This window comes from Mesorhizobium sp. 43Arga (assembly GCF_053714255.1).
Genome location: NZ_JBSKBO010000016.1, coordinates 20,693 through 34,077, shown reverse-complemented (window position 1 = coordinate 34,077; position 13,385 = coordinate 20,693). Strand labels below are relative to the sequence as shown.

11 protein-coding genes and 2 pseudogenes are annotated in these 13,385 nt (G+C 58.7%); 4 read left to right on the top strand and 9 right to left on the bottom strand.

Annotated features, from left to right (window positions below; translation table 11 throughout):
• Positions 1 to 287: 287 nt before the first annotated feature.
• The 3 genes and pseudogenes from ACWGS8_RS32280 to ACWGS8_RS32270 all read right to left on the bottom strand — a co-directional run.
• Positions 288 to 1,304, bottom strand: a complete 1,017-nt coding sequence (locus ACWGS8_RS32280; RefSeq protein ID WP_454584729.1) for a beta-ketoacyl-ACP synthase 3 — start codon at positions 1,302 to 1,304, stop codon at positions 288 to 290.
• The gene (locus ACWGS8_RS32275) at positions 1,301 to 2,467 is read right to left on the bottom strand and encodes an adenosylmethionine--8-amino-7-oxononanoate transaminase (RefSeq protein WP_454584728.1); all 1,167 of its coding nucleotides are present in this window, start codon (positions 2,465 to 2,467) and stop codon (positions 1,301 to 1,303) included. The genes ACWGS8_RS32280 and ACWGS8_RS32275 overlap by 4 nt, the downstream gene beginning before the upstream one ends.
• Positions 2,451 to 2,978, bottom strand: a pseudogene (locus ACWGS8_RS32270) (IS66 family transposase); the annotation flags it as partial. The pseudogene ACWGS8_RS32270 and the gene ACWGS8_RS32275, both read right to left, overlap by 17 nt.
• A gap of 76 nt (positions 2,979 to 3,054) precedes the next feature.
• Between ACWGS8_RS32270 and ACWGS8_RS32265 the strand changes: the two are divergent.
• The 4 genes and pseudogenes from ACWGS8_RS32265 to ACWGS8_RS32250 all read left to right on the top strand — a co-directional run bounded on the left by ACWGS8_RS32265 (position 3,055) and on the right by ACWGS8_RS32250 (position 6,084).
• Positions 3,055 to 3,423 carry a tetratricopeptide repeat protein gene (locus ACWGS8_RS32265; protein ID WP_454584762.1) on the top strand — a complete coding sequence of 123 codons (369 nt, stop codon included), beginning with the start codon at positions 3,055 to 3,057 and terminating at the stop codon, positions 3,421 to 3,423.
• A gap of 1 nt (position 3,424) precedes the next feature.
• Positions 3,425 to 3,655, top strand: a complete 231-nt coding sequence (locus ACWGS8_RS32260; RefSeq protein ID WP_454584765.1) for a hypothetical protein — start codon at positions 3,425 to 3,427, stop codon at positions 3,653 to 3,655.
• Positions 3,639 to 3,783, top strand: a pseudogene (locus tag ACWGS8_RS32255) (tyrosine-type recombinase/integrase); the annotation flags it as partial. The gene ACWGS8_RS32260 and the pseudogene ACWGS8_RS32255, both read left to right, overlap by 17 nt.
• 1,833 nt (positions 3,784 to 5,616) lie before the next feature.
• The gene (locus ACWGS8_RS32250; RefSeq protein ID WP_454584727.1) at positions 5,617 to 6,084 is read left to right on the top strand and encodes a MucR family transcriptional regulator; all 468 of its coding nucleotides are present in this window, start codon (positions 5,617 to 5,619) and stop codon (positions 6,082 to 6,084) included.
• A gap of 226 nt (positions 6,085 to 6,310) precedes the next feature.
• On the opposite strand, the gene ACWGS8_RS32245 is transcribed toward ACWGS8_RS32250, so the two are convergent.
• The 6 genes from ACWGS8_RS32245 to ACWGS8_RS32220 form a co-directional block, all read right to left on the bottom strand.
• On the bottom strand, positions 6,311 to 6,625 hold the full coding sequence (locus tag ACWGS8_RS32245) for a hypothetical protein (RefSeq protein ID WP_454584726.1): 315 nt from the start codon (positions 6,623 to 6,625) through the stop codon (positions 6,311 to 6,313).
• Positions 6,626 to 6,637: 12 nt separating this feature from the next.
• Positions 6,638 to 7,519: a carboxylating nicotinate-nucleotide diphosphorylase gene (nadC, locus tag ACWGS8_RS32240; RefSeq protein ID WP_454584761.1), complete on the bottom strand. Its 882-nt coding sequence runs from the start codon at positions 7,517 to 7,519 to the stop codon at positions 6,638 to 6,640.
• A 478-nt stretch (positions 7,520 to 7,997) separates the two neighbouring features.
• Positions 7,998 to 8,393: a hypothetical protein gene (locus ACWGS8_RS32235; protein WP_454584725.1), complete on the bottom strand. Its 396-nt coding sequence runs from the start codon at positions 8,391 to 8,393 to the stop codon at positions 7,998 to 8,000.
• Positions 8,394 to 8,740: 347 nt separating this feature from the next.
• On the bottom strand, positions 8,741 to 8,989 hold the full coding sequence (locus tag ACWGS8_RS32230) for a DUF982 domain-containing protein (RefSeq protein WP_454584724.1): 249 nt from the start codon (positions 8,987 to 8,989) through the stop codon (positions 8,741 to 8,743).
• A gap of 142 nt (positions 8,990 to 9,131) precedes the next feature.
• Positions 9,132 to 9,680 (bottom strand): DnaJ domain-containing protein, encoded by a 549-nt coding sequence (locus tag ACWGS8_RS32225; protein WP_454584723.1) that lies wholly within the window; start codon positions 9,678 to 9,680, stop codon positions 9,132 to 9,134.
• A 1,941-nt stretch (positions 9,681 to 11,621) separates the two neighbouring features.
• Positions 11,622 to 12,998 (bottom strand): hypothetical protein, encoded by a 1,377-nt coding sequence (locus ACWGS8_RS32220; RefSeq protein WP_454584722.1) that lies wholly within the window; start codon positions 12,996 to 12,998, stop codon positions 11,622 to 11,624.
• Positions 12,999 to 13,385 lie beyond the last annotated feature (387 nt).

Here is a 13,385-nt window from a genome sequence, read left to right as displayed (position 1 = left end):
CCCCCTCTCTCCCCGCTACTCGCTTCGAGGCAAGGGTTCAGGCGACCCGAACCCGTTCGAGGGAAGGGTTGTCCTGACTGACGATCAAAGGAGCAAGTCCGAGAATACCGCTGAAAACACCCTCCCGCTTGGCTGGTGCCGAGCAAGGCCTATACGGTCAGACGCCGACTACTAGTGCCGCCGTGCATCGTCTTGGCGCAGGAAGGTCTCGCTGACGTGGCGAGCTTTGCGACGGACCAGGAACCGGACGGAAGCTTTGTGTAGGTGGCCATGAGCGGACGAATGATTTAGAAGCCAACCACCAGCGCTCCGCCGGTCAGCCCGGCACCGGCCGCCGCCAGGAGCAATTTCTCGCCCGGCTTGATGGGATTGGAGCGGTGTGCGATCGACAGCGACAGCGGGATGGTTGCGGCTGACGAGTTGCCATGGTTGGCGATGGTTTTGACGATGCGCTCATCCTCGATGCCGAGCGACTTGCCGACCGCTTCGAAGATGCGGGCATTTGCCTGGTGCGGCACGAAACGGGCGACAGCTGGTGCCGAAAGGTCGGCCGCCTCCAGCGCCTCCCTGGAACAGCGGCCCATCATCTCCACCGCCTCCCTGGAACAGCGGCCCATCATCTCCACCGCCTTGGCGAAGACGTCGCGGCCATTCGCAATGGTCATGCGGGTTTCGGCGATGTCGATTTCTTGCGCGAAGGGACGGTTGCTGCCGCCCGCCGGAATATGAATCAGGCCATAAGCGGAGCCGTCCGAGGCAAGCGAGGCGCCGAGTATGCCATGACCAGGATCGTCGGAAGGGGCGAGCACCACCGCGCCGGCGGCATCGGCAAACAGTACGGCGCTCGCCCGCTCGGCCGGATTGATCCTGCGGCTCAAGATGTTGGCGGCGATAACGATGGCTGGCTTGTTGTGCAGGCGCACGAAGCCGTCGGCGAAAGTCATGGCGTAGATGAACCCAGCGCAGGCACCGGCAAGGTCGACCGCGCCGGCGTTTTCAAGTCGGAGCTTGTGCGCCACCAGCGGTGCGCTCGGCGGCAGCAGGTGATCCGGCGTCGACGTGGCGAGCAAAAGCAGACCGATGTCCTTGCGATCGATGCCAGCTGCCTCCAACGCCATGTCGCCTGCTTGTGTCGCCAAGCCAGAGAGCGTGTCGTCGGGGTCTGCCCAGAAGCGTGAGCGGATGCCGGTGCGCCCCTCGATCCAGCCTGCCTCCAGTCCGAGGCTCGCCTCGATCTCGGCATTGCCAACCTTGCGCGCTGGCACGTGATGGCCAAAGCCTATGATGTGCGCCGTGCGGTTCACCGCCCTTCGCTCTCAAGCTCGCCCGCCTCGTCGATTGCATCGTAAAGCCGGTCGAGTTCGCCCGATGTCACGCAATAGGGCGGTAGCACGTAGATGACGTTGCCGAGCGGTCTCACCAGCAATCCGCGCTCGAGGAAGAAGGCGCGCAGTCTTGGGCCGACCTCGGCGAGATAGCCGGCATTGCCGACGCTGAGGTCGAGCGCCGCAATCGTACCGGTCGTGCGCACATTGTTGAAACGCGGATCCCCGCTGAACCGCGCAATTTTTTCCGCCTGCATCCGCGACAGGGCGGCAACGCGCTCCGCCACGGGCTCGTCCTTCCAGATGCCGACATTTGCCAGTGCTGCCGCGCAGGCGATCGGGTTCGCCGTGTAGGAGCTCGAATGGAAGAAAGTCTTGGCTCGGTCCGTGGAAAAGTGAGCACGGAAAATAGCATCGGTGGCAAGCGTCGCCGCCAGCGGCAACGAGCCGCCCGTCAGCCCCTTGGAGGTGCACAATATGTCGGGCGCGATCGCTGCCTGCTCGCAGGCGAACATGGTGCCGGTGCGGCCCCAGCCGGTCATGACTTCGTCGGCGATGAAAAGCGTCCCCGAGCGCTCGGCAATGCGCTTGAGTTCGGTAAGAACCCGTGCCGGATACATCAGCATGCCACCCGCGCCGAGCACCAGCGGCTCGACGATCAGCGCGGCAACCTTGTGGTCGCGCGCCAGCCGCTCGAAGGCGTCGAGCGTTTTCTGCTCCTGGCCTGCAGCGGGGAAGGGGATGGTGTCGACCTCGAATAGCAGCGGCTCGTAGGCGGCGTTGAAGACGCCGCGCGAACCGACGCTCATCGTGCCGATCGTGTCGCCATGATAGCTGTGTTCCATGACGACAATGCGCGAGCGCGGCGCGCCATTATTGCGGTGAAAGCCGAGCGCCATCTTGAGCGCAACCTCGACGCTGGTCGATCCGCTGTCGGAATAAAACACCCAGTCGAGGCCCGCCGGCGTCATGTCGACCAAAGCCGCAGCCAATTGCTCTGCCGGTTCGTGGCTGAGACCGGCGAAGATCACCTGGTCGAGCGTCTCGGTGGCGTCCCGGATCGCCGCCACGATCTTCGGATGGCGATGGCCGTGCGTGATGACCCACCAGGAGGAGATCGCATCGAGTATAGGAGACGGCATCGCCGATCTTGCTGTCCGGCAAGACCTTCGGCGCTATGTTGTCGAACCACGCCTTGAGAGCGTTCAGGATGGGCACGCTGTGTTGCTGGCGGAAGCGGCGGATGCAGTGATCTCGCGTTTCGCCCTTGTCCGGCGTCTCGTTGCGCGCCTGGCTTTCAATCCGGTAGAGCTGTTCGAAGAACCGGAGCGCCTGCTCCGGCGGGCCGCCGCCTTTCTTCCTCGCCTTGAGGGCATCGACGAAGCGACGTCTGGAATGGGCCATGCATCCCACATGGGTGGCCCCTGCCAGCGTGCGCCATGCGGTATAGCCATCGCTCATCAGTATGCCGCGGTAATCGCCGAGGAAGGCCTGCGGATAAATCTGACCGCGACCCGGTTGATAATCGAGCAGCACGATCGGCTCGTTACTCTCTTCGCCGCTCCGGTATGCCCACATAAATGATGTGCTGGTGGCCTCCCTGTCCTTTTCCTTCAGGACCTGGACGGTGGTCTCGTCGCCATGGATGAAGGGCAGAGGCGTCGACGTTGACACGTCTACCGCACTCACATGGTTTCTGCGGGCCGCTGAAGCAGGGGATGGCGAGGCCATGGGTTGGATCGGCTATGTGCATTTCAACGGAGATGGTGTCCCGGTCAACATGGCCACCGCATGCCAATGGTTCATGAAGGCTGCGGAAGCGGACGGTGCCTATTCGATGTCGTGTCTCGGCTACATGTATTCCAAAGGTATCCAGTTGCCGAAGGATCTCGCCAACGCGCGGCATTGGTTCTCCAGGGCCGCGAAAGCAGGGGATGCAGACGGACAGTGCAACTATGCCTCGCTCTTGTTTGAGGCAGGCGAAAACGAAGAGGCGGAAACCTGGATACGAAAGGCAGCCGAACAGGAGCATGCGCCTTCCGTCCGATGGGTGCAGGACCAAGAAGCCTACCGTCTGGCAGCTTCACAAGAACTTTGACTTGGCGGCCAAGCACTATGAGGCGGCCTATGAGGGCGGACGGCACGAACTGGCGGTTCCCGCCGGGATCGCGAATTTCCGGGCCAGCAGACCAGAGGCCGCGCTCGAATGGCTTAGGAAAGGCACGCGGGCGCCGATCTCCTCCCTTTATTGGCAATACCGGGTTCTGAATGACAGACCGGAGCTCGAACGCCAATCGGGCGAAGCCGAAGAGTCTGAGCAACGGCGCTGACTTGCGAGCAATCCAGATGCTCCTCGGGCACGCGGATCTCGGAAGGACCGAGATCTATACGCATGTCGACCTGCCCCAGAGCGCATTCCATGGTCGTCGACCTGCATCCCCTCGCCTCGGAAGGATGATTGCGAGTTCACGGGGGCGTGAGCCTTTGCCAGCCGGGAGCCCAAACAGCAAGCTCGTGATCCTGGCACCGCAGGTTTGTAAAATCTCCGCCGCGTTGGCATCCACCTGGACCAAGTCTCCACAGAACTCTGCAGCCTCGTTTGACAACCAGACCGATCGCGTGGAGCCGATTTCGTCGGAGGCTTCGACAGCCTTGACCACACCTTGTCGTGTTCGTCGAAAGAAAGCATCCGGTGAGGCCGGTGAGGGCCGCGGCGTTGCTAGATAGTTGGCGTCAGGAATCGCCGAACGCAGTCGCGATGATGGGACGGACCGGATGATCCTCTCTGAGCCAGACTGCGGCAATGTGCGCCACGAACCGATCCGGGTCGAGCGGAAGCCCCGCGTCGGAGATCGCTTCGGCTCGCGCTTGCAAAAGGTATTATGGCAAAAACCGACACCAAGCGTCAGGCCGAGATCGCCGCGCTATTGTCAGGTGGCCGGCTATCATAGAGTCGCGAACAGGATGGAGATGCAATCCAGAGCGACGAGATCGGACCCCGTCAAAGCCCCGCACAATGCTCGGATCGGGCGCTCTGCCGACCGCGCTGAATAGGGTGTCAACGAAGATGACATCGGCGCGCCAGTAGTCAGTTCGCTCTATTAGCGAAGAGTATCTTCGCCAGCAGACGATCACGTCGCATGATGTTTGGCCGATGCGATTTTCCGATCTTGAATAGTCGCCGATGATATCTTAACAAAGGAACGCATCGAGTGTTTAACCTCCCATTCGGTCGGATGCGTTCCCGTCGGAAGGTTGCGACCTTCGTATTTGGCCGGGCCTCCCAAGGCCCGGCTTTTTTCCATCTTTTCGACTCGCTTAACATGTTTCTTGGACTCTAGTTTCCCAGAGGAACGATTGCCCCATCTCCGTAAGTTTGCGAGGTCAGCTCGCACAATGGCGGTCTGCCGCCTTGCGTTAAGTCCTCGTCCACAGGTGATCAATGGAACATCGGTCAGACTCGGCCAGAATGGGGTCGGCGAGAACAGTTATTATCTCATTTTCGCGTCAACTTCGAACAGCTTCGTCGTTAGCGCGGATGTCGAATCCTAAGTGAAGATAGCGGCTCCGGCATATAGAACGTAACAAAATGGAGTCAGATCCACTTGCCACAAAATACAAAACGTGAAATTTTGATTTGGGCTTTGTATCTGGGAGAACACCACGAAGGTGAGTGTTTGGAGGCGCATAGTGTATTTCCCGAGATTTCTGGTTGGCGCGGCAGCGGCGCTGGCAATTTTGCTGATTTGGAGCTATCATGTTACTGGATCAATCTGGATTTCGTTGATTTGGGGCGCGCTCGCTGCCGTAGTTCTGCAACTCGGATATTTCCTGAGCATTGCCTTCCTTATCTATCGTCATGGAGCGGGAGCAGCGTCTGAGGGGTCACGTGCGAGCGAAACCCCCATACTTCCAATTGAGCGGGATGGGATAGTCCATTGGTTTCATTGGGATTGAAGACACCCCGAATCTTGGCTCGGCGAGAAGTGGCAGCATCGGCGACCGGGGCCAATGTTGGCAGTCTTTCGTCCCCGAGAAAGGACCACAACATCGCATGCTGCCGATGCAGCACTATGCTGGGACAACGCGGCCACCGCAAAAGACCGCAGCGCTTGCGATGGATAATCCGACCACTCGCTGAAGCTACCCATCGGTCTCACTACGGCATGCTCCACTTCCGCCGGACGAGCATCGCCCATAGCGCTCCCAAGGCAATCATTGCTTTCGGGAGTGGGTGTCACTATTGGGTGAAACTTCGCCGACTGCTGATCATGCTATAAGGAGCATTTCCGTGACAGAAGAAGCCAACAACACCACCACTGTTGCCCTGATCGAACTCACAGCCGATGTCGTCTCGGCATATGTCTCGAACAATCCAGTTCCGGTCGGGGAACTCCCGGCGCTGATCGGGCAAGTCCATGCAGCACTGAGGAGCACGGCCGGTGGCGTCGCGTCTGCAAAGCCGGAGGCTCTCAATCCTGCCGTGCCGATCAAAAAATCGGTCACGCCGGATTTCATCATCTGCCTGGAAGACGGGAAGAAGTTCAAATCCCTGAAGCGCCACCTGTCGACTGACTACGGACTGTCGCCAGACGAATACCGCGCGAAGTGGGGTCTGCCCGCGGACTATCCGATGGTCGCGCCAAACTACGCAGCCGCACGTTCGGCCTTGGCCAAGGCCATGGGCCTCGGCCGGAAGCCGAAGGAACCGGAAAAGCCAGCGACTGCGAAGCGGACCCGCAAGGAGGCCGCGGCCTGATTGATCGCCGCGGTCGTTCTGGCGCGTAGCAGCTACCCATTCCTCTACGCCGAATATGAAAAGGGAAGGCGGTCAGCCGCGCCTTCCCTTGCAAGCAAGGCGGGGTCGAGGCCGTACCTCAAGCCATCGACCAGGTTCGGTGCTTCCGAACATGCCTCGGGACGGGGGGCTTTATGAAGGCCGCTCTCGTGTTGTGCAACGAAAGCTCCGGTTCTCCAGAGTTCGCTCAACTGATATCATCAGCGCGAACCGCTACATCTGGGGTTTGGTCTTGGACGGCGGAACGCTCCTTTCTGATCGCATCGCAGGATTCGGTGAAGGCGACGGTCAGCAGATGACCGAGCGGTTCAAGCCCATGAGATGCCGCCAACTGGCGCATCTCATCCAGGCGGCAGATAATGAGGCCCAGTGCTTTCACGCGGTCCTTCGCTCGTTCCTGGTCCGTCACTCCTGCGAGCAGGCTTGCGTCGGCAGTCGGTGAAACTGGCGGTGTGCTGGCGCAGGTCAGTCTGCGGCCAAAGGTCCTGCGATCCCGGTTCATATGTCATCTCCATTAGTTCAGGTGCCTGTTGCAGTTTCGGTCGGCAGGCATGTCGAGGCCGATGTCGAGGATGGGGGCGCTGTGGGTAAGCCAGCCGACCGAGATGAGGTCGACGCCAGTTGCCGCGATGGCCGCGACATTCGCGCGTGTTACGCGACCGGAGGCTTCGGTCACCGCGCGGCCGCCGACCATCGCCACAGCCTGGGAAAGCTCCTCGACAGACATGTTGTCGAGGAGCACGGCGTCGACCTTCGCCTGGAGCGCCATCTCGAGCTGTTCGAGCGTGTCGACCTCGACCTCGATCTTGACCATGTGACCAACCACGCCTCGCGCCCGCTCTATTGCCGTGCGGACGTCGCCAGCAAGGGCAACGTGGTTGTCCTTGATGAGCACGGCGTCGTCGAGTCCGAAGCGGTGATTGGCGCCGCCGCCGGCGCGAACGGCGTATTTTTCCAGCGCACGCAGGCCCGGCGTTGTCTTTCGCGTGCAGATGATCTTTGCCTTATGACCGCGCACCGCGTGGACAAGAGCGGCTGTAGCGGTGGCAATGCCGCTCAACTTGCACAGAAAATTGAGTGCGGTCCGCTCCGCCGTCAGCAGGCCGCGTGCCGGCCCGTTGACGATGGCGATGGTTTCGCTGGCCGAAACCTTGCTGCCCTCGGGACACCGCAACTGTATGTTGATTCCGGGATCGACCAGAAGGAAGGCAAACATCACCAGGTCGAGCCCGGCAACAACGCCGCCCTGCCGGGCGTTCAGCTCAAACGTCGCCTTGCAATCGGCCGGGATGACCGCATCGCTCGTTAAGTCCCCGGCTCTGCCCAGATCTTCCAGGAGGGCATTGCGGACGATCGGCTCCATGATGATCTGGGGAAGCGGTGCAAGGGATGTCATATCAAAAGCTCCGTTCGGTTGCTTGCCAGTTGAGCGCGACGGCATTCTCAAAGGCTCTTGGACAGCGTCAGTCGCGATAGGAGGGGCGGCAGCATCGTGCCACGCGCCGTGAAGTCGGATCGATGCGAGCCGTGGCTCTCCTCGCGCCGAACTGCCGAGATCGCGATCAGCTGCGCCTTCGGCACGTACCGCTTCGCTGACAAGCGTCATCGGCCGGCGCGAAGCATCGTGCGCAGAAGGCGGCAACCGTCATGCCGTGACGAGAGATGCGATCAGCTCGTTTTATCGCTGAGGAGGCTGCCGAGGCAGTAGGTCGCCAGAGCCACGCGCCACGAGGGCAATCAGCCAGAACGCCGACTATGCAGCCCTATCGGCGATCTGTTGGATGTCGCCTTCACGGTATCCTGCGACGCGATCAGAAACGAGCGCTTCCCGACGGGAGTGACGGACCGACGCCGAATTCCCTGTCGGGACACTCCTAGGCGGCGCGGCCGCTTAAGCGATTGCGCAGCGAAAGCGTCACCGGATCGAAGAAAGACTCTGCTGAGGCAAAGTAGCCAAAATGGTCTGCGTCGAAGGCAAGCGCATCGCGCGGCGGCAGTGCTGCCGAGAAGAGAAATCCCTGTCCGTCTGACAGCACGGCAAGGAAGGACCAAGCGATACCCGATGCCAAGGCGAGCCCTCCAAAGAGAGAAAGCCGTGCTCCGGTGGCCTCTGGCCCGCGATCGATGGTGTCCGACTGGGTGACGGCAAGGACGATGCGGGGGCCGTTGATCACGCTGATCCCGGCAAACCAAAGCACCGCCGCAAGACCCTCGCCCGCCAGCATCTGCACGGCCAATATACGGGCAGACAACACGGTGCAGATTGGCATGGCGATGAATATCCCCTCCTCAGATCGGCGAACTGGTCTTGGAGTATTCCGACTTCAACGGCTTCGCTTTGGACCCGAGGGGTACGGCCCGCGGCCACTGGCATGCACTGTCTCATGATGGCCATTTGCTAGGCAGATGGCGTGAAAGTCGGGTTAAAGACTTATGGGGATTACGCCGTATTTCTCGATTGAAGATGCGCACGAAGTAGCGGCTGCGGCCATCAAGGTTGCATTAGAATATTTTTTCCTGTCGTTCGGAGGCTTCCTACACAGGAGCGCGATGGAGTCACTTGGTTAGCTTGTCTACCGTCGGTCGTTCAGCAAGTGTCGGAGCTGCACGGTCCAGCTCAGTCACCGCGCAGTATATTCGCTTCAAGCGCGGCAGCGACAAAAGCCCTTCGGGCGACGGGTGGATGAGCCTCGCCGCGCAGCACTTGCAGGCACGCTTGCATCGCTGCCTTGCGCTTCTCCGTCTGACAATGGATGTCCCGGAGCAATATATCCGCGGCCTCGTTGACATCGAACACGGTGCGCTCGGAGCCTGGACGAGCGCCCTGAATGACAACCGCCCGCTCGAACTTGCTGATGCCGACCATCTCTCCCCATCCCTAAATAGTCACCGAGCGCTCGCGACACTCTGCATTTGTGTGTAGACGATCCCCTCTCGCCTCGCCCGCCCATATCAAGGGCTTTTTGTTTCCGGGGCCTCGGCCCTAACCAGCCCGCGAGCGTCCCCGGTCATCCCGCATGAGCGTGATCCAACAATTTGGTATTTGGGGAAGCGTCAGTGCGGCGTTCGCCCTCTGCCCGATCTATGCCTTCAACAGTGATGGCAAACATCCCATTTTCAGTTTTTGCTAGCCAGCCTTTTGACTTCAAATACCAGAGGTGGAACTCAAGGTGCTCACGCGGACATCCAGATAAGCGCCCGAGTTCTTGATCACCTATGCCAGGATTGTTCACGTCTTGTCGGCGTCTCACATAAAGTAGGGACAGCACCTTCTTCTGAATGCTGCTGTCCCTTTCGACGCCCTTTGCGCTCATCGCCCCTTCGGACAAATGATGGCGGCGAGTTAGGTGATCCTTGTACCGAATGTCGTACTGCGCACGCTTAACCGGATCCTTGAGTGTATCGTGAGCTTCCACGATACCGCTGAAGCGTGGCTCGTTTCCCGTCTCCTGGTTGTCTGGGTGGTACCGCATTGCAAAATAGCGGAATATCCGTTCGATCGTTTCCGAGTTGGCATTCGGGCTGATCTCTAACAGTTCATAGTAATCAACAAACATTGCGGTGTCTCCATTGAATACGGACTAAGCTATCGCGCCGTAAGGCTGGGCATCATCTAAGATGATCGACCTGGCCTCGGTACGATATTCAAGAGGAGCCAAACTGATCGCGCCTCGTCGGTTCCGGTTCAGCCCGCTCTTGACCTTTCCAAAGACGACCCTCGGTCGCCGCAGCGGGTCATCGTCATCAGTGGTCCGCATTTTTTGACATTCCGCCAGCCGACGATTCTTGGCATTTCGGCCCGAGTGTAGGAAGGAACCAATCGCCATGAGCACATACCCGTTGAGGCTGGCCGCGATGCAATGGGCGTGTCGCCTCGGTTGCGGCAGAACGGATGTTTCAAAGGTCCATGTCGGCGGATCTTGGACCCGGGCTATCCCATTCGGAGTGGCCGCACATTTCGAGTTGTGGCTTCAATCCGTTTCCCGCACATTTCGGGCACGCCAACGAGGTGCCGGGGCAAAGCAAGCGATGGGTTCCCTCAGGACAGCATGTTCCATTGGACACCGCCCATTCGTTGCAATGGAAAACCTTGCCACCGCCCTGGCAAACTGAACATTCAACTCGCCCTGGACGCACTATAGAGGCGAGATTGGGCGACATTACTCCCGAACCTTTCGTGGGGCACTTGATAGGACGGCGTTCGGAACATCAGGAGGCGGCCACCCGTTGGTTCACCGCAGGACGACTGAACGGTTGGCCGAAAGCGAAGCGGATGGAAAAAAGTTGTGAGCCAGGCGCGGACTCTTCGATGCGGGTGCTCCATGGTATATCGGCCCGAACGCGCTCTCCACCGTCTGGTGAACATCACCGTGCTCCGTCGCATCGCCCCAGCAGAGCGGTTGCTGTCGTTGAAGGCCAATATTGGCTATCGGAGCGTTCGAAGCATTCCATGCTGAGCCTAACACTCTCTCAACGAGGAACGCCTGCTTGCACAGCAGGGCCAACATTGTCGGGCATTTCACGAATGTGATCGCCACTGGAAAATCGCCTGACGCTTGCCAGGAAAGCGCTCGGCCGCCGACCCTGTTATGGGTCGTCGCGTTTGGCATGGTCCCCTTTGGTAGCCCAGGTTGCCCTAATTCGATCGCTGGCTTCGAAGGTAAGCCATGTCGAGCAAATATGTTAGCATCTTTTCACCATCTGCCTGCGCGGTCTGACGAATTTGTCTCAGTATTCCCTGGGCGAACTGTAAGTTCTCCAATTTTTTGGACTGGTTCACTGTAATCGCGTCTTCCAATCCTATGCTCCTAAGACAAAGTTGAAAGTCGCTTCCGAAAAACCACAAAACGGGCTGCCGCATCTGCCTGGATTGCGCGTCAGAACGTCAGGGTAGTAGCCTCGATCCGCACTCGATCTGAAGCTCTGATGCGTTGTTCCGGAAGCGGCTGTCGACGACGTTGCCGGATTGACCTAGCCCCGGCTGCGCGGCGGCTAAACCCGGTTCGGCCTGCCGGAGAGTGCTCGGCAAGGTTTTGAACGGTGACTTGGTCATCTATCCTTCGGGCCGCGACTGGAGGTCCCACCTCGCCTTCTGACAACGGCCGAAACCAATATCAGCATAAGACGGGGCGGCCGAACCAACTACGAATAACCACAATTTCAGACCAAGTGCACTCAGCCAGCTGATACAGTTCTGAATTATCTCGTCGGGTGGGTTACCAGTGTGGCAGAAACCATCAAGCAATAAAAGAGGCCGGACCCCTAGCGTGAGCGGCAGGAGGTTCCATTTAATCGCATTACCGGGGGGAGGGGTTTGCGAACCTCTTATTCCCTGTGTTGGGCAGGGAATTAGTCATCGTCATTTTCCGTCTGTGGTTTCGCTACATCAAGACGCTACTTACAATGCCGGAAGAGTATTCATTCGGAGCTTTTGGTTCTCGCACCTTTTTTTGACGCTGGCGAATTCCAAGGAAGTACCTTTCCTGTTCAAATATCTATTACCTGGCAACTCGTTTACAGGACGAAGGCCACTCCGGCTTTCCGTTCGGTCCTATTCGTGTGATTAGGCAGGCAAGAGCATCTCGGGCGCCGAGCAGCCTGAAATCGATCCTTTGGAGTGCCGCGGGATCGACATATGAGATTTGCGGCACTAGCTCCGGTCGGTTTTCCGAAATAATCTCATGGCCAAACGCTAAATTGCCTTCCGACCGGATAGCGGCCTGTGACTCGCGAAGGGAACTGGATACACCGGGCGACGTTGTTGTTGTGAGGCCTTCGGCTGGATCACCAAAAAATGGCACACCCACGAACAGATTGTTCTGAGCTGAAACCAAAGCGCCGTTGCTTGCAAAAATAGCATAGGTCGAGCCTGAAGTTCCATTCCCCCGATCGAATGGGGTGAAGGCAAAAACATTGTTGGTAGCATCCAGCAACACACGGCCGAAGACCCGCGGCTGTCTTTGCCCTGCCCATTCAAAGAAATTGGCAAAAAGCGTCACTTTATAAAGCGGCGCTAGCGGCAAAGAGTTGGCATTCGCATAGTCGGGGCAGTCAAGGGGACCACGCGTTGCATTGCCGCATCCGTCCGTTCCCATGAGCATAGCTTTATCATGATGTCCAAATCGATTGAATGCGATCGTCATGCGACCCCCAGCGTCAGGCATGGGCTTACCCACGCCTGACGTAATATCGAGCTGGCCGTCGCCGCATGCCTCAAAGTCATTATAAAGGAACGCCAGCCTATCGACAGAGCCGGAGACCGTTATACAATCGCGGAAGTCCTTACCATCTGCTCGTCCTTTGTTTTCGCCCGTATAAGCGTATTTTCTCAGTGTAATTCCAGAAATAACTATGTTTGTTCGATTAGCCACAATTATAAGCGCAATATTAGCATCAGCAATAAGTGTGATTCCGGTACAGACTCCATCGATCGTCGTGTTATCGCTGGGACGTAAAGCGGAGCGGAGCTTAATCACGTGGCCTTTCAGATTTGGAGAAAATACGACGCGAGTAGCAGTTCGATGCTTATACCCATATTCGACAGCCTCTCGAAGAGTGCCGGGCAGCGATCTGGTTCTAGGTTCGTTATCTTGATCGGAACTAACCTCGAGAACTACTCCTCCCTGCCCGCCGCTCGTTTGTGATTCCCCTGCAAACCCAGGGATTTTATCGACTTTTGTCGTCGTTTCATGGCAAGTAATATCGCCATCTCCCATTTTCGCCGCTTCTAATTTAGCAGAATTCACAAGCGATATGGCTCGACCTTGTGCAAACTCATCTAGTGCCGGAGCTGAGATCGCGACCTGGGGCATCAACAAAGCCATCAGCGCAAACAAGCGGCAAAAGGCAACTAAGGCATTGAGGTATTTCGTCAAGCACTACCCTCCTTCTTGTTAAGGCCATATCGAATATGTGTATGAATTCTCCACCGCCCTGAAAGGCGGCGGCTTCAGGTGCCGGTTCGGTCCCCCGCCCGTTGGCGGACAGGGCTTGCCAAGTCGCGTCACGTTGAGGTGTCGTCGGTCACCGGCGGCATTCTGGTTTCGGCAACGTCCCCGCTCGTCGGCGCCCAATAGCCCCGCACCAGAAAGTGCTGGCCCCGTAGCGCTCGCGCAATATGGCGCATGGTCCCGCTTGCGCGCCGAATTGCCAATTGCCACGATGATCGACCCTTATAAAATGATTGGCGTCCGGCGCGAGGCATATCCATGCGGACATCCCGCCCGGCCGTCCACGCCGGGTCGGATTATCGCCGATCTATG

Coding starts and splice junctions, on each gene's coding strand:
- ACWGS8_RS32275 (WP_454584728.1), bottom strand. CDS start 2,467: ATGCCGTCTCCTATACTCGATGCGATCTCCTCCTGGTGGGTCATCACG.
- ACWGS8_RS32265 (WP_454584762.1), top strand. CDS start 3,055: ATGGGTTGGATCGGCTATGTGCATTTCAACGGAGATGGTGTCCCGGTC.
- ACWGS8_RS32245 (WP_454584726.1), bottom strand. CDS start 6,625: ATGAACCGGGATCGCAGGACCTTTGGCCGCAGACTGACCTGCGCCAGC.
- nadC (WP_454584761.1), bottom strand. CDS start 7,519: ATGACATCCCTTGCACCGCTTCCCCAGATCATCATGGAGCCGATCGTC.
- ACWGS8_RS32235 (WP_454584725.1), bottom strand. CDS start 8,393: ATGCCAATCTGCACCGTGTTGTCTGCCCGTATATTGGCCGTGCAGATG.
- ACWGS8_RS32230 (WP_454584724.1), bottom strand. CDS start 8,989: ATGGTCGGCATCAGCAAGTTCGAGCGGGCGGTTGTCATTCAGGGCGCT.
- ACWGS8_RS32225 (WP_454584723.1), bottom strand. CDS start 9,680: ATGTTTGTTGATTACTATGAACTGTTAGAGATCAGCCCGAATGCCAAC.